The sequence below is a fragment of the Streptomyces sp. NPDC059787 genome, from assembly GCF_042732315.1.
Taxonomy (GTDB): Bacteria; Actinomycetota; Actinomycetes; order Streptomycetales; family Streptomycetaceae; genus Streptomyces; species Streptomyces atrovirens.
Map to the genome: position 1 here is coordinate 1 of NZ_JBHWHX010000072.1, position 18,351 is coordinate 18,351.

Sequence of the window (18,351 nt, forward strand, 5' to 3'; positions counted from 1 at the left end):
GCCCTTCCGCGCGGAAGGGCCCCGCGCCGTCACACCGGCACCGCGTCCGGCTCCTCCCCGCGGGCCCGCGCGTCCCGCGCCTCGCCGACCGCGAGTCCCGCGACCGAGCCGAGCATCAGCAGGGTGCCGGCCAGGGTGGCCGTCGTGAGCCGCTCACCGAGCAGGGCGACCGCGAGCACCGCCGCGCTCACCGGCTCCAGCAGCATGATCACGGACACGGTGGCCGACCGTACGACGGCCGCGCCGGCGAAGTAGAGGCCGTACGCGAGCGCCGTCGGCACGGAGGCGACGTACGCCAGCAGGCACAGCAGCGCGCCGGGGGCGTCGGTGTGCGGCACCAGCCCCTCGGCCGCGGCGAACGGCAGCAGCACCAGACTGGTGACGGCGAACGCCCCGACGGTCGTACCGGCGGAGTCCGTACCGCCGTCGCGTCCCCACCAGCGGGTGAGCAGCGTCATCGCCGAGTACCCGGCCGCGGACAGCAGGGCGAGGAGGACGCCCCACGGGTCCACGGTCGCGCCCCCGCCGCCGAGGACGAGCACGACGAGTCCGGCGAGCGCGCCCACAACGGCGGCCAGTCCGCCGCGCCCGAGGCGCTCGCCCAGGGTCACTCGCGCGCCGAGCGCGATCAGTACGGGTCCGGCACCGAGGGTGACGACGGTGGCCACGGCGAGTCCCGTGGCGGAGACGGCCGCGAAGTAGGCGGTCTGGAAGACCGCGAGCCCGATGCCGGTGGCCCCGGCCCGCAGCACCCGGCGGCCGAGCGGCTCGGGTGCGGTGGACCGGGGGCGGCGGGACAGCGGCCGGACGGCGAGCAGCAGGGCCAGGCCGACGGCGCAGCGCCAGAAGGACAGGGCGACGGGACCCATGTCGCTGGTCCGGTAGACAAGCGACGCGGCGGCGCCCGCGGTGCCCCAGGCGGCACCGGCGACGATCAGATAGAGGAGGCCTCGCCCGACGGGCAGGCCGGAAACGGCGTTCGACACGTGTTCTCTCCGCGGATGCACGCACCACACACGTCGGCGTGGGCGCGGAAGTTCGGGAAGGGACCCCGGATCAGTCCCGGTCGGGGCCGGGGCGGCGGGATCTGCGGACTTCGTTCGCGGGCAGCACCGTCACGCCCGGCGGCCGGCCGGGCGGATGTACCGGAGGGCCCGCCTCAGGCGGCCGGAGGCGGAAGAACACGTGCGCGCGCATGCATGATCAGCACCCTAGGCGGTCGTTCCCGGCGTGGACAACTCCCGTTCGGGGCCGCCGCTCGCCACAGGCTTTCCGGAGCCCTTCGCGGGGGCCGAGGACTGGGCGGTGAAAGCGCCCGCCAGGACCACCGCGCCGCCCACGATCTGCGGCGCCGACAGATGCTCGCCGAGCAGGATCCAGGCGAGGACGGTGGCGATGACCGCCTCCAGACAGGCCACGACACCGGCGACCTGCGGGGAGAGCCGGCGCACCGACACCACCCCGGTGACGTACGCGGCCACCGTGGCGACGAGGACGATCCAGGCCAGCAGTACGAAGGCGGCGACCGGGGTGCCGTCCATCTCCGCGCTGCCGGTGAGCACGGACCACTCCATGGACCAGGGGCGGGCGACGACGGTCAGGACGGCGGCGCCGATCAGCAGCCCGTAGGCGATCACACCGAGCGGGTCGGGTGCCTCGTCGCCGTCGCCGCCCTGGTCGGACAGGACGAAGTAGCCGACCTGGCAGCAGGCCGCGCCGAGCGCCAGCAGCAGACCGAGCGCGTCGAAGCCGAGACCCGACCACACCTCCACGACACAGGCGAGCCCGCCCACCGCCAGGACCACGCCGACCGCGGCGGCCCGGGTCACCGGCCGCCGCTGCACGAACCGCACCCAGCCGAGCACGAGCGCGGGCGCCAGGTACTCGACCAGCAGGGCGACCCCGACGGGGATGCGGGAGATCGCGGCGAAGTAACAGGCCTGGACGCCGGCCACGGCGAACAGGCCGAACCCGGCGAGCAGTCCGGGCCTGCTGCGCAGGAGTTCCCGGTGGCGCACCGCCAGCGGCAGCATGACGAGCGCCGCGCCCGCCACCCGCAGCCACACGACGTGGAGCGGGTCGAGACCCGCCTCGATCAGCGGCTTGGCCGCCACACCGGAACCCCCGAAGGCCAGCGCGGACAGCAGCGCGAGGCCGAGTCCGACGCCCTTCCGGTGGTCGCTCGGGGTCATGACAGAGGTAGGCACCGGCACATGATGACAGGCCCGGACAGGAGCGTCACCCCTTATCGCACCTGTCTCACCGACCGGACGGCGCCTCAAGTCGGGCGAACAGTTCACGGGGGTCGATCCCGGCGCGTTCGAGCACCTCGACGGCGCGCGCCCGGGGGTCCACGACGATCGCCGCGAGCAGGTCCGTACCGCACGCCGGGCCGCGGCCGTGACGCGCGGCGCGCTCGTGGGCGTACTCCATGCAGCCAGCGGCGAGCGGTGAGAGGCCCGCGGTCCCGGTCACGACGGGGACGCTTCCGGAGTCCTCGACCGCGCCCTGCCAGCGCAGCCCGTAACCGATGCTGCGCTGGACCAGGTAGCCGAGCAGCCGGGCGATCCGCGGGCCCTCACCGAAGGCGGATCTCACGTCGGCGTCGGCCTCCAGGAGCGAGTGCAGCAGATGGGCGGTGTCGATCTGCCGGTCCCCGTCCCGGACCGCTCTGCGCCGGGCACCGGACACCACCGCTGCCAGCTCGGCGCCGAGCCTGACATCGTTCTCCGCGCGGTGGATGCCCTGCTCCTGGAACTCCTGGGCCTGCTGCCGGGGGATACGGGGTTGCACGTCCCCCACCTCATCAGCCGCGCGGGCCCGGGGCATCCCCGGCGGGAAGCATCTTGGCGTCCGACGGAAAGCGGACACCCCGGCCCGGGATCTCCTCCCTGCGAAGGACATCAGGGCGTTTCCGGCCGAGGGGCGCGCGCCGGTTTGCGTCACGCCCCTCGCCGGTCCTCACCGATCCCGTCAGTCCTCGTCGGCGAGGATCAGGTACAGCTTCTTGCGGGCCTCGTTGATGACGGCGAGGGCCTTCTCCCGCTGCTCCTTGCTGCCCGTCTTCCAGACCTGCCCGAAGGCCTCCATCAGGCCGAAGCCGGCCTGCCGGATCTCGCTCAGCGCCTCCCAGTCGACCCCGCGCGAGGCCTCCTCCCAGGGAGCCTCGGGGCCCTCCTCGGCCGCCGAGCGGCCGGCGTCGGTCAGCGAGAACAGCTTCTTGCCACCCTCGGACTCGCTGGCGATCAGCCCCTCGTCCTCCAGCAGCTGAAGGGTGGGGTACACCGAACCGGGGCTGGGCTTCCACGCCCCGCCGCTGCGCTCGGCGATCTCCTGGATCATCTCGTAGCCGTGCATCGGGCGGTCCTTCAGCAGGGCCAGGATCGAGGCCCGTACGTCACCGCGCCGCGCCCTTCCCCTCGGTCCGCCGCGGCCTCGTCCGCCCCAGGGGCCGCCGTGCCCGAAACCCGGGCCGAAGGGACCACCGGGACCGCCCGGGCCCCCCGGACCGAAGGGCCCGAAGGCCGCCCGCAGCCGCTCGAAGTCGCCACGGCCGCCACGCGGGCCGCCATGACCGTGTCCGTGCTCGTGACCATGGGTGCGCATCGCAACCACTCCATTCTGTCGCTGATCTGTCGCGATGCTTCAACGATATATCGGAAGTGTTCGTCCGGCAACCCCTCCGGTCGCGCGCCGGCCGCGGCGAACGGGCCGGGACCCTCGAATTGGCCTTGGCCTGCGGCTTCGCGGAGCCCTTACCGTCAGGACATGCGGATTCGAATCGTCGACGCCTTCACCGACCGGCCCTTCGCCGGCAACCCCGCCGGAGTGCTGCTGCTGGACGCCTTCCCGGACGACCCCTGGCTGCAGAACGTCGCCCTGGAGGTCAACCACGCCGAGACGGCCTTCGCCCACCCGCTCCCCGCGGGCGGCGAGGCCGACTGGGCGCTGCGCTGGTTCACCCCCGCCACCGAGGTCGCGATGTGCGGCCACGCGACGCTGGCCACCGCGCACGTCCTGCACACCACCGGCGCGCACCGGGGCCCGGTGCGGTTCGCCACCCGCAGCGGCGTCCTCATCGCCACGCCCGACGGGGACGGCGCCGTCACCCTGGACTTCCCCACCGCCCCGCTCACCGCGGTCGACGTTCCCGAGGGTGTCGCCGCGGCACTGGGCGCCCGGCCGCTCACGGCGTTCGACACCGGCCCGAACATCGGGGACCTGCTCGTCGAGGTCGCCGACGAGCGGACCGTCCACGCCCTGCGGCCCGACCTCAAGGCCCTGGCCGCCTACTCCGAGCGCGGCGTCATCGCCACCGCCCGCGCCGAGAACCCCGCTCTCGGCTACGACTTCGTCTCCCGCTGCTTCTTCCCGAACGTGGGCATCGACGAGGACCCGGTCACCGGCAGCGCGCACACCGCTCTGGCCCCGTACTGGTCCGAGCGCCTCGGCCGCTCCGTCCTCACCGGCCTCCAGGCCTCACCGCGCTCCGGCCGCGTCCGCACCGAGGTACGCGGCGAGCGCACCCTGCTGGGCGGACGGGCCGTGACGGTCATCGAGGGCGACCTGCTGGTCTGATCCCGGTACGGCGAAGGGGCGTGCGGCCGCGCCGCACGCCCCGTCGCCGCCACCTCACGCCGTCGGCAGCCAGTCCACCTTGCCGGCCAGCAGCGCGTACCCCACGAACGCCCCGATGTCGAGCAGCGTGTGCGCGACCACCAGCGGCCCGACGCGCCCCCAGCGCCGGTAGAGGTACACGAACACCACGCCCATCACCATGTTCCCGATGAAGCCGCCGATGCCCTGGTAGAGGTGGTACGAGCCGCGCAGCACCGAACTGGCCGCCAGCGAGGCGCCCGGGGACCAGCCCAGCTGGTCCAGCCGGCGCAGCAGGTAGCCGACGACGACGACCTCTTCGAGGATCGAGTTCTGCATCGCGGACAGGATCAGCACGGGGTACTTCCACCACACCTCGGGCAGCGCCTCCGGCACCACGGTGAGGTTGAAGCCGAGGCCGCGCGCGGCCAGGTAGAAGGCGATGCCGCTGCTGCCGATGACCGCCGCGACCGCCGCTCCGCGGCCGAGGTCGGACCAGGGCCGGGTGCGGTCGAAGCCGAGGGTGCGCAGCCCCGCGCCCTCGCGCAGCAGGAAGTGCGCCACCAGCGCGACCGGTACGAGCGCCGTGGTGATCCCGAAGAGCTGCCAGGCGAGGTCCAGCCAGGGGCGGCCCGGCGCGGCCGACGCGTTGAGGGTGGCCGCCTGGTCCTTCAGACCGCCCGGTTCGGTGACCGAGCCGACGAAGCTGATCAGGGCCGACACTCCGCTCGCACCGAGCGACAGCGCGAGCACGAGAAGCGTCTCGTCGCGGAGCGTCGCCCGCGCGGGCCTCCGCTCAGGATACGAACCGGCCGCCGGGCCCGCCTCCGCCTGCACACCTGCCTCCACATCACCGATCGGTCCGATCAGTATGAGGGCAGCGGCTGTGCGTCCGGCCGGGGGGCCGGTGACGGCGTCAGCCCGTGGGCACCGGTTCCGGCAGTCCCACCGGCCAGCTGTGCACCGGATCGCCCTGCTGCATCAGCTCGCGGTAGCGGCGGGTGGTGGCGGCCAGGGCGGCGTCCCGGCCGAGGCCCAGGTCGAGGGCCCGGTGGAAGGTCGCGACCTGCCAGGTCGCGCCGTTCACCCTTCGCCGGCACCGCTCCTCGATCACCCCGAGGTACAGGTCCCGGTCGGCGGGCTCGATCCCCCACGCGTCCAGCCCGGCCTCGGCGAGCGGCAGCAGTTCGTCCCGTACGAGGGTGACCGCGTCCACCTCGCCCAGCCCGCCCAGACGACCGCGCCGGGGCCAGGTGAGGCGGGCGTCGATGCCGTGCTTGCAGGCGGCGTCGAAGTTGGCGGCCGCCGCCTCGAACGGCAGCCGGCTCCACACCGGCCGGCTGTCCTCGGCGAGGGCGCGGACCACGCCGTAGTAGAAGGCCGCGTTGGCGATGACGTCGGTGACCGTGGGGCCGGCGGGCAGCACGCGGTTCTCCACGCGCAGGTGGGGGACGCCGTCGGCGATGCCGTAGACGGGGCGGTTCCAGCGGTAGACGGTGCCGTTGTGCAGGACGAGCTCGGCGAGGCTGGGGACGCCGCCCCGGTCCAGCACCTCGAGCGGGTCCTCCTCGTCGCAGAGGGGCAGCAGGGCCGGGTAGTAGCGCAGGTTCTCCTCGAACAGGTCGAACGCCGAGGTCACCCAGCGCTCCCCGAACCAGGTGCGCGGCCGCACGCCCTGGGCCTGGAGTTCGGGCGGGCGGGTGTCGGTGGACTGCTGGAACAGCGGGGGCCGGGACTCGCGCCACAGTTCGCGGCCGAACAGGAACGGCGAGTTGGCGCCTATGGCGATCTGGGCGGCGGCGACGGCCTGGGCCGCGTTCCACACACCGGCGAAGCGCTCCGGGGTGACCTGGAGGTGCAGTTGCACCGAGGTGCAGGCGGCCTCGGGGACGATGGACTTGGAGGTGCAGCTGAGGCGTTCGACGCCGTCGATGTCGAGGGTGAAGTCCTCACCGCGCGCGGCCACGATCTGTTCGTTGAGCAATGCGTAGCGGTCGACGTCGGAAAGATTCGAGGAGACCAGGTCGTCCCGGTCCAGTGTCGGCAGGATGCCGATCATCACGATCCCCGCGTCCACCTCACCGGCTTTCCGGTCGGCGTACGTGAGCGAAGTGCGCAGTTCCTCGTCGAGCCGGTCGAATACCCGCCCGCCCAATCGGTGGGGGGCGATGTTCACTTCCAGATTGAACATGGCGAGTTCCGTCTGGAAGTCCCTGCTGGCGATCCGTTCGAGGACTTGCGCATTCAACATTCTCGGCATGCCGTCGGCGCCCGCGAGATTCAATTCGATCTCCAGCCCCATGAGGTTCTTGGGGCGGTCGAACCGCTTCTCCGCCAGCAGTCGCTCCAAGCCCGTCAGACAACTGCGGAGCTTCTCGCGGTAGCGCTGGCGATCGGACAGGTCGAACTGACCTGCCACGACCTTTTCCCCCATCGAAGGGTCCTTCCTCGCACGGGCGGGCCGAAGATCGGCCGCCGGGGTCCCGGTCCACAGGGGAGGATGCCCCGTCGATGCGATCGATAACGCCCCGGACGGAACCGTCGGCCGCTAGTCTGGTCGAGGTGACCAGTGGCACATTCACGAGGCATGGCACAGAAGGCGACTTGCGGGTCGGTTGCGAACTCGTGAAAAGCGCCGACGAAAATTGGCCGACCGCTTCGCGGCCATTTCCCGAGGTCATCGGCGTGCGCCCGGCCCGAAATCGGGATGATTTTCACATTTCATGGGCCAGAAGTGCCCTTGTTCCGCCTGCAGGGAACAGCTAGACGAAACACAGTCTGAACACATGTCGTATAAACTTCGCGCACAAGGCAGAAGGTTGGCGCCCACGGTTCGAGCGATCCAGCCGGGAGGTGGCGTGCGGCACTCCTCGCCCCCGCCTCCCGGGCTCAGCCCCCGGCCCCTGCCTCTCTGACCTTCGCGAGCTGACAGCGCCGTCCGCCCCGCCACGCCCCGCCCTCGCGCCACTGTGCCTTCGAATGAGAGGCGACCCACCATGCCGCTGCATGTTCCCCCGGCTCCCGCGCCCGCACTGCGTTCCGTCCTGACCGCACTCTCCTCGCCGACCGCGGTCCGCGAAGCCCGAACTCCCTCCCTGCTCGTCGCCCAGGGACCCGCCTCACCCGAGCTGCCCCTTCCCGTGCACGTCCTGGACCGGACCACCCCCGACGGCGGGACCGGGACCCGGCTGGCCGGCTGGCGTTTCCTGATCCGCACCGGCGACCGCGCGGTGGCCGCCGCGGACACCGTGCTCACCGCCGACGGCTGGACGTTCTCCCGCTTCTTCGAGGGCCCCTACATCACCTCCACCGAGCTCGCGCTGCGCCAGGCCGAGGCCATGACACAGCCGTACCAGCCCCGGCTGCTGTCGGTGCCGAGCCTCTACATGCTGGCGCTCTGGCTGCACGGCGATCCCACCGCGGACGGCGCCACCGGGCACCCGGCCGCCACCGATCTGCTCGTCCCGCTCGCCCCGGCGCCGCCCGGCATCGCGGCCCACCGCCCGCACCGGTTCACCGACCTGCTCCCGGTCCTGACGCACCGGGTGACACCGACCCGCCTGCTCGGCTCACCCGCCTGAGAGTTCACCGTGTGCCCCGCCGCCCGGACCTCCGACGCGGCGGGGCACACGCGTCTTCCGGAAGGACTAGCCCCATCCGGCCATGGCGAACCACCCGAAGTGACAGTGCAGTTGAGCTGAACCGTCCGCGCGGGTGACGCGTCCTCAAGCTGTGAGGGGCGGTGCCGCGAAATGCCTGCGGATCCTCGCCCATGGGGCAACACTGGTTTCCGACCGACTTATCTCAACGGGGGGCGGCCATGAACGAAGCTTCACGCCGCGGAACTGAAACGACAGCCGACTCACAGGTCACCACAGAGCGAGAGATCCCACCCATGTGCCAGCACCAGCCACCGTGCCCCTCAGCAGACTCCGCCGACCGGGAATCCGCCCGTCTCGTGGCGCACCACCCGGAGCAGGGCTGGAGCCTGCTGTGCAACGGTGTCGTGTTCTTCGAGGACACCGGTGAACTCCTGCCCGACGGCAGGATCATCGCCCCGCAGCGTCCCCGGGGCGCCAGCCTGACCACCGCCTGAGCACGACCGGGCGGAACGGGGCCCGCCCGGGGGCGACGAGGGGCCGGACGCAGGACCTCCTGCGCCGGCCCCGACGCGTGTCCGGGGTCGATCACCCACCGTAGCCCGGCACACGGGAGGGGTGACCGGCCGGCCCCTGGGGCAGGAGTCCGCCCCGCGACGCCTTCCCACGGGCGCCCGCCTTCCGGAAGACTCCTGGAAGTTTCGCGGGTTTCGTCACGGAGGTGGGGCAAGTGGCAGCACATGGGGCCGACGCCGGGGGCAGAGTCACGATCACGGAGATCGCCCGGCGGGCCGGCGTCTCCGTGCCGACCGTCTCCCGCGTGGTCAACGGCCGCTCCGACGTCTCCCCGGGGACCCGCGCCCGGGTCGAGGACCTGCTGCGCCGGCACGGCTACCGCAAGCGCCCCAACGCCTCCACCTCCCGTGCGCTCCTGCTCGACCTGGTCTTCAACGACCTCGGCAGCCCTTGGGCGGTGGAGATCATCCGCGGTGTCGAGGAGGCCGCCCACACGGCCGGGGCGGGCACGGTGGTGTCGGCGGTCCACGGGCGTTCCGGCGACGCCCGGGAGTGGATGCGCAATCTGCGGGCGCGCGCGTCCGACGGCGTCATCCTCGTGACCTCCGCGATGGACACCCTGCACGAGGAGTTGCAGATCCTGGGCGTCCCGCTGGTGGTCGTGGACCCGGCCGGCTCCCCCGCCGCGGACGTGCCGACCATCGGCGCCGCCAACTGGTCGGGCGGCATGGCCGCGACCGAACACCTGCTGGCCCTGGGGCACCGCAGAATCGGGCTGATCGCCGGGCCGTCGCGCCTGCTCTGCTCACGCGCGCGGCTCGACGGCTACCGGGCGGCGCTCGAGGGCTCCGGCATCGCGCTCGACCCATCGCTGATCGTCCCCGGCGACTTCCGCCCGGAGTCCGGCTTCGCGGGCTGCAACGTCCTGCTGGACCTGCCGGAGCCGCCGACCGCGGTGTTCGCGGCCAGCGACCAGATGGCGCTGGGGGCGATCGAGGCGCTGCGCGGCCGGGGGCTCAGGGTCCCGGAGGACATGAGCGTGGTCGGCTTCGACGACCTCCCGGAGGTCCGGTGGTCGGCGCCGCCGCTGACCACCGTCCGCCAGCCCCTGGCCGACATGGGCAAACTCGCCGTCCGTACGGTGCTCCGTCTCACCCGCGGCGAACAGCCGGACTCCCCCCGTGTGGAGCTGGGCACAAACCTCGTCGTCCGGGTGAGCACGGCCGCTCCCGCCGAGCGGGGCTGAGGCGCCTCCGGCACCGCCTATCGTGACCGGCATGCAGTCCTACACGATCGGCCAGGCAGCGAGGCTGCTCGGCGTGAGCCCGGACACCGCCCGCCGCTGGGCGGACGCGGGACGTATCACCACCCACCGCGACGACGGCGGACGCCGGCTCGTCGACGGACGGGACCTGGCGGCGTTCTCCGTCGAACTCGCCAGGGCCGGCGTCGTCGAGGAGGGCACTCCGTACACCTCCGCCCGCAACGCCTTCCCCGGCATCGTCACCGCGATCAAGCTCGGCGACGTCGCCGCCCAGGTCGAGATCCAGGCCGGCCCGCACCGCCTCGTCTCGCTGCTCACCCGGGAGGCCGTCGAGGAACTGGGGCTGGAGGTCGGCGTGGAGGCCACGGCACGTGTGAAGTCGACGAACGTCCATATCGACCGCACCTGACGGCGGCCGCACACCCGCATGAACGCATATACGCACCCCTTGACCTCTTTTCCTGTCTCATGCGATGAGCAAGGGGGTTAATGCCTTGCAGATGCGTCAGTATGATCGGCGTATCGGAAGGGTGTTGCGGGCTCTTCCACAGGCCCACAGAGGGAGTGCTCCGACATGCCCCGTTCGCATTGGACCCGTCGGATCGCCGGTGCCGGGGCAGCCGCCGCCGTACTGGTGCTGAGCGGCTGTTCCGCGTCCGGCTCGGACTCGTCGGCGTCCGCGGAGTCCGGCGGACAGGACATCACCGGCACGGTCACCGTCTTCGCCGCCGCCTCGCTGAAGGAGAGCTTCACGACGCTGGGCGAACGGTTCGAGAAGGAGCACCCGGGGACCGAGGTCACCTTCAACTTCGGCGGCAGCGACGGCCTGGCCGCCGGCATCGACAGCGGTGCCCCGGCCGACGTCTTCGCGGCGGCCAGCGCCAGGACGATGAAGCTCGTCACGGACGAAGGGCTCACGGCGGGCAGCCCGAGCACGTTCGCCCGCAACCGGCTGGAGATCGCCACCGTACCGGGCAACCCGCACGCGATCGACTCCCTCGGGGACCTGACCGCGTCCGGCCTGAAGGTCGTGCTGTGCGACGAGACGGTGCCCTGCGGAGCCGCCGCGCGGACCGCCCTCACCGCCGGCGGCGTCGAGCTGGAACCGGTCTCGTACGAGCAGGACGTCAAGAGCGCCCTGACGAAGGTCCGGCTGAAGGAGGCCGACGCCGCCCTCGTGTACCGCACGGATGTGAAGGCGGCCGGTGACAAGGTGGAGGGCGTGGAATTCCCGGAGTCCGCCGAGGCCGTCAACGACTATCCGATCGCCCGGCTCGAGAACGCGCCCAATCCGTCCGCGGCGAAGGCGTTCGTGGCGCTGGTGAAGTCCGCGGAGGGCCGGAAGGTCCTGGGCGAGGCGGGGTTCCTGAAGCCATGACCAACGGCCAGGATGCCCTCCGCGCCCCCGGCCGTGGTGTCCCCCTCGCCCTCCTCGTGCCCGCTCTCCTGGGCCTGGCGTTCCTTCTGGTGCCCCTCCTCGCCCTCCTCCTCCGCGCCCCCTGGCGGGACCTCCCCGAGCAGCTGACCAGCCCCGAGGTCTGGGAGGCGCTGCGCCTGTCGCTGCTGTGCGCCACGACGGCGACCGCGCTGAGCCTGGTCGTCGGCGTCCCGCTGGCCTGGCTCCTGGCCCGTACGGACTTCCCCGGCCGGGGCCTGGTCCGCGCCCTGGTGACGCTCCCGCTGGTGCTGCCCCCGGTGGTGGGCGGTGTCGCCCTGCTGCTCGCCCTGGGCCGCAACGGCGTCGTCGGCCAGTGGCTGGACGCGTGGTTCGGCATCACCCTGCCCTTCACCACCGCGGGCGTCGTCCTCGCCGAGACGTTCGTGGCGATGCCGTTCCTCGTCATCAGCGTCGAGGGCACGCTGCGGGCCGCCGACCCGCGCTACGAGGAGGCGGCCACCACCCTGGGCGCCTCCCGCTTCACCGCGTTCCGCCGGGTCACGCTGCCGCTGATCGCTCCCGGCATCGCGGCCGGCGCCGTCCTGGCCTGGGCTCGGGCCCTCGGGGAGTTCGGGGCGACGATCACCTTCGCCGGCAACTTCCCCGGCCGCACCCAGACCATGCCGCTCGCGGTCTACCTCGCCCTGCAGAACGACCCGGCCGCCGCCATCGCCCTCAGCCTGGTCCTGCTGGCGGTGTCCATCGCCGTACTGGCCGGGCTGCGGGACCGCTGGACGAGGACCGTCTGACACCATGCCGAAGAATCCCGGGACCGTGCCCGACACCGCCGCCGAGGGCCTGGACGCACACCTCGTCGTGGACCGCGGCTCCTTCCGACTGGACGTCGCGCTGACCGCCGCACCCGGTGACGTCGTCGCCCTGCTGGGCCCGAACGGCGCCGGCAAGACCACCGCCCTGCGCGCACTCGCGGGCCTCGCCCCGCTCGGCGGTACCGGGCATCTGCGGCTGGACGGCGTGGATCTGCGCCGTACGCCGCCGGAGTCGCGCCCGGTGGGTGTCGTCTTCCAGGACTACCTGCTCTTCCCGCACCTGACCGCGCTCGACAACGTGGCCTTCGGCCCGCGCTGCCGGGGCGCCGGCAAGGCGGAGGCACGCGCACAGGCCGCCGAATGGCTCGACCGCATGGGGCTGGCCGGACACGCGGGCGCCAAGCCCCGGCGGCTGTCCGGCGGCCAGGCCCAGCGCGTGGCCCTCGCCCGCGCCCTGGCCACCCGCCCCCGGCTGCTGCTCCTGGACGAACCGCTCGCCGCCCTGGACGCCCGCACTCGGCTGGAGGTGCGCGCGCAGCTCCGCCGTCATCTGGCCGCGTTCGAGGCCGTCGCCGTCCTGGTCACGCACGACCCGCTGGACGCCATGGTGCTCGCCGACCGTCTGGTCGTCGTGGAGCAGGGCCGGATCGTGCAGGAGGGCACGCCCTCCGACATCGCCCGTCACCCGCGCACCGAGTACATCGCCCAGCTGGTCGGCCTCAACCTGTACCGCGGGCGGGCCGACGGCCACACGGTGCTGCTCGACGCGGGCCCCGCCGTGAGCACCACGGAGGACCTCTCCGGGCCCGCTTTCGTGGCGTTCCCGCCCGGCGCGGTCACCCTGTACCGGGACCGGCCGACCGGCTCCAGCGCCCGCAACCTCTGGCGCTGCGAGGTCGCCGGTCTGGAGACCCACGGGAATCAGATCCGCGCGGAGCTCACCGGCGGACTCGCCCTGACCGCCGACCTCACCACGGTCGCCGCGGCCGAACTCGACCTGCACCCGGGCGCGACGGTCTGGGCGGCGGTCAAGGCGACGCAGACGCACGCGTACCCGGCGTAGCCGTACACGCCGAAGGGGGCCCCTCCACAAGGGGCCCCCTTCGGCGTGTCTCAGTCCTCGTACGCGTCCAGCGGCGGGCAGGAGCAGACCAGGTTGCGGTCGCCGAAGGCCTGGTCTATGCGGCGCACCGGCGGCCAGTACTTGTCAGCGGCGCTCACCCCGGCCGGGAACACGGCCGCCTCGCGGCCGTACGCGTGCTCCCACTCCCCGCCGAGCGCGGCGGCGGTGTGCGGGGCGTTGCGGAGCGGGTTGTCGTCCGCGGGCCACTCGCCGGAGCCGACCTTCTCGATCTCCGCGCGGATCGCGATCATCGCCTCGCAGAACCGGTCGATTTCGGTGAGGTCCTCGGACTCGGTGGGCTCGATCATCAGCGTGCCGGCCACCGGGAACGACATCGTCGGCGCGTGGAAGCCGTAGTCGATCAGCCGCTTGGCCACGTCGTCCACGCTGACGCCGGTCGCCTTGGTCAGCGGGCGCAGGTCGATGATGCACTCGTGCGCGACCAGCCCGCCGGGGCCGGTGTAGAGCACCGGGTAGTGCGGCTCCAGGCGCTTGGCGATGTAGTTGGCGCTGAGCACGGCCACCTGCGTGGCCCGCTTCAGGCCCTCACCGCCCATGAGACGGACGTACGCCCAGGAGATGGGCAGGATGCCCGCCGAGCCCCACGGCGCCGCCGAGATGGGCCCGACGCCCGTCTCCGGGCCGGCCTCGGGCTGGAGCGGGTGGTTCGGCAGGTACGGCGCCAGGTGCGCCCGTACGCCGACCGGGCCGACGCCGGGGCCGCCGCCGCCGTGCGGGATGCAGAAGGTCTTGTGCAGGTTCAGGTGCGAGACGTCACCGCCGAAGTGGCCGGGCTTGGCCAGACCCACCAGCGCGTTGAGGTTGGCGCCGTCCACGTACACCTGGCCGCCGGCCTCGTGCACCTCGGCACAGATGTCGGCGACGTGCTCCTCGAACACGCCGTGCGTCGAGGGGTAGGTGATCATCAGCACGGACAGCTCGTCGCGGTACTGCCCGATCTTGGCGCGCAGGTCCGCGACGTCGATCTCGCCGTCGTCGGACGTCTTGACGACGACGACCTTCATGCCGGCCATCACGGCGCTGGCGGCGTTGGTGCCGTGCGCGGAGGACGGGATCAGGCAGACGGTGCGCTGCTCGTCGCCGTTGGCCCGGTGGTAGCCGCGTACGGCGAGCAGACCGGCCAGCTCGCCCTGGGAGCCGGCGTTGGGCTGGAGGGACACCTTGTCGTAGCCGGTGACCTCGGCGAGACGTTCCTCCAGCTCGTGGATGAGCGTGAGGTAGCCCTGGGCCTGCTCGGCGGGCGCGAAGGGGTGCAGCTGACCGAACTCGGGCCAGGTGACCGGCTCCATCTCGGTGGTCGCGTTGAGCTTCATGGTGCAGGAGCCCAGCGGGATCATGCCGCGGTCCAGCGCGTAGTCGCGGTCGGAGAGCCGGCGCAGGTAGCGCAGCATCGCGGTCTCGGAGCGGTGCTGCTGGAAGACGGGGTGGGTCAGGTACTCGTCGTTGCGCAGCAGGGCGTCCGGCAGCGTGTCCCGCGCGGCCGCGTCCAGGGCCTCGATGTCGCCGCCCTCGACGCCGAAGGCGCTCCACACGGCGGTCAGCCGCTCCCGGGTGGTGGTCTCGTCGCAGGCGATCGAGACGTGGTCGGCGTCGACGAGACGCAGGTTGACGCCGTTGTCACGGGCGGCGGCGACGACCTCGGCGGCCCGCCCGGCGACGCGCACGGTCAGCGTGTCGAAGTAGGAGCCGTGCACGGTCTCGGCCCCGCCGGCCCGCAGCCCCTCGGCGAGGACGGTGGCGTACCGGTGGGTGCGCCGGGCGATCAGCCGCAGCCCCTCCGGGCCGTGGTAGACCGCGTACATCCCGGCCATGACGGCGAGCAGCACCTGGGCGGTGCAGATGTTGCTGGTGGCCTTCTCGCGACGGATGTGCTGCTCACGGGTCTGGAGGGCGAGGCGGTAGGCCTTGTGCCCGTCCGCGTCGACGGAGACGCCGACGAGTCGTCCGGGCAGGCTGCGCGCCATCTTCTCCTGCACGGCCATGTAGCCGGCGTGCGGCCCGCCGAAGCCCATCGGCACACCGAAGCGCTGCGTGGTGCCGACCGCGATGTCCGCGCCCAGCTCACCGGGCGACTTCAGCAGCGCGAGGGCGAGCAGATCGGCGGCCACGGTGACGAGCGCGCCGAGCCCGTGCGCCTGGTCGATCACCGGCTTGATGTCGCGTACGGCACCGGAGGCGCCCGGGTACTGGATCAGTACGCCGTTGATCTCGCGCTCGGCGACCTCGGCGGGGATGCCCTCGCTCAGGTCGGCGACGACGACCTCGACGCCGGTCGGCTCGGCACGGGTCTCGATCACGGCGATGGTCTGCGGCAGCGCGTCCGCGTCGACCAGGAACAGGCCCTTCTTGTTCTTGCCCATGCGCCGCGACAGCGCCATCGCCTCGGCGGCGGCGGTGCCCTCGTCGAGCAGCGAGGCGCCCGAGGTCGGCAGGCCGGTCAGCTCGGCGACCACGGTCTGGAAGTTCAGCAGCGCCTCGAGCCGCCCCTGGGAGATCTCCGGCTGGTACGGCGTGTACGCCGTGTACCAGGCGGGGTTCTCCATCACGTTGCGCAGGATGACGGGCGGGGTGAAGGTCCCGTAGTACCCGAGCCCGATCATGGAACCGAGCACCTCGTTGCGGTCGGCCAGCCCACGCAGCTCGGCCAGCACCTCGGCCTCGCTCCGGGCACCCGGCAGGTCCAGCGCGTCGGCGTTCTTGATGACGTCCGGCACGGCGGCGGCCGTCAGCTCGTCCAGCGAGCCGTAGCCGACCTGCGCGAGCATCTTGGCCCGGGCCTCGTGGTCGGGGCCGATGTGGCGCTGCTCGAAGGGGATTCCCTGTTCGAGCTCGGAGAGCGGAGTGCGAGGGGCGGTCATTGAGGAGGCCTCCTGGTCCGACGACCTTCGAAGGGCACCACGGCGCGGGTGCCCGGACGGCCTCCCCCTCTGTCATCTCAACCTGAGAGCTTCACCGGACGGCCCGAAGGCGCCCGGCTTTCACCGTCGGTGAGAGCGGAAGCCGTCGACACCCGCCCTGCTTTCCAGAGTGACCTCGTCCGTGCGGTACGTGTGCCTGAGAGATTCCGGGGAGGATTTGCTCCTTCGGCGCCTCCGATGGTGTCCGGAGGGCTCTCCCGCACGGGGTCAGCAGCCGTTTGCCAGCGTACCAGCGAGCACCACACCAGAACGTTCGAGTGGCCGTCCAGCCGATTGTGCCGTTTTGTGGTGCTTACGGATGAGTTTGCGACCAGTGGAGGGCCTGTGCAGACCGACATCGATCCGCGCCACCTGATCGGCCGCAAGGCGTTCGACCGCAACGGAACCCGGATCGGCACCATCGACGAGATCTACCTCGACGACGCCACCGGCGTACCGGAGTGGGCGGCGATACGCACCGGCCTGTTCAGCAGGGACGCCTTCGTCCCCCTGGAACCCAGCGACCTCGTCGACGGCGCCCTCCACGTGCCCTTCGAACGCGCTCTCATCAAGGACGCCCCCGACTTCGGCGTGGGCCGCCACCTCTCCCCCGAACAGGAACTCCAGCTCTACCACCACTACGGCCTGGACCTCGCCGCTCCCCCTCCTCTCCCGGACCGCGACTTCGGCAAACTCGCCGGGAACGACAAGCCGGCCTGATCCGCCCCGCTCACCGGCTCTCCGTCCGCGTCCCTCCGCCGGCCCCGGCGCCCTCGTCCTCCCCGGGTCTTCGGGACACCAGCGGCAGCGGTTCCGCCGGTTGCAGAGCCGGATCGTCGACGCGGAAGGTCTTCACCCGGCCCGGCCCGGAGCCGGGTGTCTCGAAGCGCGCCGTGACCCGGCCCAGCCCGCTGCCCTGCACCCATCCGTGCCCGTACACGGCGTGCCGTACGTCGTGCCCCGCCGGCCAGCGCCGCTCGGCGGGCGTCTCCGGCTCCGGTGCGGGCGCGGCCTCGGCCTCCTCGTGCGGGAAGTCGTCGGCGGGGGCGCCCGCCGCCTGCGCGAACAGGTCCTCCTGCGTGTAGTCGGCCAGCCCGCTGACCCCGACGCCCAGCAGCCGCACCCCGCCCGTCGTGTCGACCGAGTCCAGCAGCCGCGCGGCCGCCTCCCGCACCACCGCCGGATCGTCCGTGGGGCCCCGCAGCGTCTCGGACCGGGTGAGGGTCGAGAAGTCGTACCGGCGTACCTTCAGCACGATGGTCCGCCCCGACAGGCCCGCCTCCCGCAGCCTGCGCACGCACCGGTCCGCGAGCCGCCGCACCTCCGTCCCGACCCGCACCCGGTCGTGGATGTCCACGTCGTACGTGTCCTCGACCGAGACCGACTTGGCCTCCCGCTCGGCTACCACGGGCCGCTCGTCCCGGGCCAGCGCCATCGCGTACAGCGCGTGACCGTGGGCCTTGCCCAGCAGCCGTACGAGCTCGTCCTCCCCGGCCTCGGCGAGCTCGTCGACCGTGTGGATCCCCGCCCGCCGCAGATGATCACCGGTCGCCGGCCCGACGCCCGGCAGGGTGCGGACCGGCAGCGGCCCCAGCAGGGCCCGCTCCGTGCCCGGCTCGATCAGCACCAGTCCGTCCGGCTTCGCCTGCTCCGAGGCGATCTTCGCCAGCATCTTGGAGGCCGCGAGCCCCACCGACCCGGTGAGCCCCGTGACCGCCCGTATGTCCGCACGCAGCTTCGCCCCGGCCAGTCGCGCCGACCGCTCGTCCCGGGCCGTGCCTCCGGCCTCCAGGTCAACGAACGCCTCGTCCAGGCTGAGCGGCTCCACCAGCGGTGACAGTGCCCGCAGCAACCCCATCACCTGCTCGCTGACCGACCGGTAGAGAGCGAACCTCGGCACCAGGTACGCGGCGTTCGGCGCGCGTCGCCGGGCCTGTGCCATGGGCATCGCCGAGTGGACGCCGAAGATCCGTGCCTCGTACGAGGCGGTGGCCACCACGCCCCGCGGTCCGAGCCCGCCCACGACGACCGCCTTCCCGCGCAGGCTCGGCTTGGACGCCTGCTCCACCGAGGCGAAGAAGGCGTCCATGTCGAGGTGCAGGATCGTGGGCGCGGATCTCACATCTC

Annotated in this window: 16 protein-coding genes, 1 pseudogene and 1 riboswitch; of the genes and pseudogenes, 9 read left to right on the forward strand and 8 right to left on the reverse strand. The window is 72.6% G+C overall.

The genetic code is table 11. The features are described from left to right. Nucleotides 1–29: 29 nt before the first annotated feature. The 4 genes from ACFV5H_RS35790 to ACFV5H_RS35805 form a co-directional block, all read right to left on the reverse strand. Nucleotides 30–986: a DMT family transporter gene (locus ACFV5H_RS35790; protein ID WP_385059339.1), complete on the reverse strand. Its 957-nt coding sequence runs from the start codon at nucleotides 984–986 to the stop codon at nucleotides 30–32. Between the two features lie 225 nt (nucleotides 987–1,211). Next, nucleotides 1,212–2,192 carry a DMT family transporter gene (locus ACFV5H_RS35795; protein ID WP_385198944.1) on the reverse strand — a complete coding sequence of 327 codons (981 nt, stop codon included), beginning with the start codon at nucleotides 2,190–2,192 and terminating at the stop codon, nucleotides 1,212–1,214. A gap of 67 nt (nucleotides 2,193–2,259) precedes the next feature. Next, a complete protein-coding gene (locus ACFV5H_RS35800) occupies nucleotides 2,260–2,793 on the reverse strand; it encodes a Clp protease N-terminal domain-containing protein (protein WP_385198923.1) in 534 nt (177 codons plus the stop codon). A gap of 180 nt (nucleotides 2,794–2,973) precedes the next feature. After that, a complete protein-coding gene (locus ACFV5H_RS35805; RefSeq protein WP_073934582.1) occupies nucleotides 2,974–3,606 on the reverse strand; it encodes a PadR family transcriptional regulator in 633 nt (210 codons plus the stop codon). Nucleotides 3,607–3,768: 162 nt separating this feature from the next. On the opposite strand from ACFV5H_RS35805, the gene ACFV5H_RS35810 reads away from it, so the two are divergent. Further along, nucleotides 3,769–4,578, forward strand: coding sequence for a PhzF family phenazine biosynthesis protein (locus ACFV5H_RS35810; protein ID WP_385198925.1), 810 nt, complete (start codon nucleotides 3,769–3,771; stop codon nucleotides 4,576–4,578). Nucleotides 4,579–4,632: 54 nt separating this feature from the next. On the opposite strand, the gene ACFV5H_RS35815 is transcribed toward ACFV5H_RS35810, so the two are convergent. Together ACFV5H_RS35815 and ACFV5H_RS35820 are read right to left on the reverse strand one after the other, a co-directional pair. After that, nucleotides 4,633–5,433 (reverse strand): CPBP family intramembrane glutamic endopeptidase, encoded by an 801-nt coding sequence (locus tag ACFV5H_RS35815; RefSeq protein ID WP_385059392.1) that lies wholly within the window; start codon nucleotides 5,431–5,433, stop codon nucleotides 4,633–4,635. Nucleotides 5,434–5,512: 79 nt separating this feature from the next. Next, a complete protein-coding gene (locus tag ACFV5H_RS35820) occupies nucleotides 5,513–7,030 on the reverse strand; it encodes a glutamate-cysteine ligase family protein (protein ID WP_385059389.1) in 1,518 nt (505 codons plus the stop codon). 562 nt (nucleotides 7,031–7,592) lie between these two features. On the opposite strand from ACFV5H_RS35820, the gene ACFV5H_RS35825 reads away from it, so the two are divergent. The 7 genes from ACFV5H_RS35825 to ACFV5H_RS35855 all read left to right on the forward strand — a co-directional run bounded on the left by ACFV5H_RS35825 (nucleotide 7,593) and on the right by ACFV5H_RS35855 (nucleotide 13,246). Continuing rightward, entirely contained in the window at nucleotides 7,593–8,177 is a 585-nt protein-coding gene (locus tag ACFV5H_RS35825; protein WP_385059386.1) for a hypothetical protein, read from the forward strand. 314 nt (nucleotides 8,178–8,491) lie between these two features. Next, nucleotides 8,492–8,692 carry a DUF5999 family protein gene (locus tag ACFV5H_RS35830; protein ID WP_073934577.1) on the forward strand — a complete coding sequence of 67 codons (201 nt, stop codon included), beginning with the start codon at nucleotides 8,492–8,494 and terminating at the stop codon, nucleotides 8,690–8,692. Nucleotides 8,693–8,925: 233 nt separating this feature from the next. Beyond that, complete coding sequence (locus ACFV5H_RS35835) at nucleotides 8,926–9,957, forward strand: LacI family DNA-binding transcriptional regulator (protein WP_385198927.1); 1,032 nt, start codon at nucleotides 8,926–8,928, stop codon at nucleotides 9,955–9,957. A 31-nt stretch (nucleotides 9,958–9,988) separates the two neighbouring features. Continuing rightward, a complete protein-coding gene (locus ACFV5H_RS35840) occupies nucleotides 9,989–10,384 on the forward strand; it encodes a molybdopterin-binding protein (protein ID WP_385198928.1) in 396 nt (131 codons plus the stop codon). A 165-nt stretch (nucleotides 10,385–10,549) separates the two neighbouring features. After that, a complete protein-coding gene (gene modA / locus ACFV5H_RS35845) occupies nucleotides 10,550–11,353 on the forward strand; it encodes a molybdate ABC transporter substrate-binding protein (RefSeq protein WP_385198930.1) in 804 nt (267 codons plus the stop codon). Continuing rightward, on the forward strand, nucleotides 11,350–12,162 hold the full coding sequence (locus ACFV5H_RS35850; RefSeq protein WP_385058150.1) for an ABC transporter permease: 813 nt from the start codon (nucleotides 11,350–11,352) through the stop codon (nucleotides 12,160–12,162). The genes modA and ACFV5H_RS35850 overlap by 4 nt, the downstream gene beginning before the upstream one ends. 4 nt (nucleotides 12,163–12,166) lie before the next feature. Next, nucleotides 12,167–13,246, forward strand: a complete 1,080-nt coding sequence (locus ACFV5H_RS35855) for an ABC transporter ATP-binding protein (protein ID WP_385198932.1) — start codon at nucleotides 12,167–12,169, stop codon at nucleotides 13,244–13,246. 50 nt (nucleotides 13,247–13,296) lie between these two features. Here the strand turns inward: ACFV5H_RS35855 and gcvP are convergent, their stop codons facing one another. Further along, the gene (gene gcvP / locus ACFV5H_RS35860) at nucleotides 13,297–16,185 is read right to left on the reverse strand and encodes an aminomethyl-transferring glycine dehydrogenase (RefSeq protein ID WP_385058154.1); all 2,889 of its coding nucleotides are present in this window, start codon (nucleotides 16,183–16,185) and stop codon (nucleotides 13,297–13,299) included. 174 nt (nucleotides 16,186–16,359) lie between these two features. Continuing rightward, a riboswitch (glycine riboswitch) is annotated at nucleotides 16,360–16,455 on the reverse strand. Between the two features lie 114 nt (nucleotides 16,456–16,569). On the opposite strand from gcvP, the gene ACFV5H_RS35865 reads away from it, so the two are divergent. After that, nucleotides 16,570–16,944 carry a PRC-barrel domain-containing protein gene (locus tag ACFV5H_RS35865; RefSeq protein WP_385058156.1) on the forward strand — a complete coding sequence of 125 codons (375 nt, stop codon included), beginning with the start codon at nucleotides 16,570–16,572 and terminating at the stop codon, nucleotides 16,942–16,944. Here ACFV5H_RS35865 and ACFV5H_RS35870 read toward each other — a convergent pair. Next, nucleotides 16,863–18,346 (reverse strand): annotated as a pseudogene (locus ACFV5H_RS35870) (DNA polymerase IV). The gene ACFV5H_RS35865 and the pseudogene ACFV5H_RS35870 sit on opposite strands and share 82 nt — an antisense overlap. Between the last annotated feature and the right edge of the window lie 5 nt (nucleotides 18,347–18,351).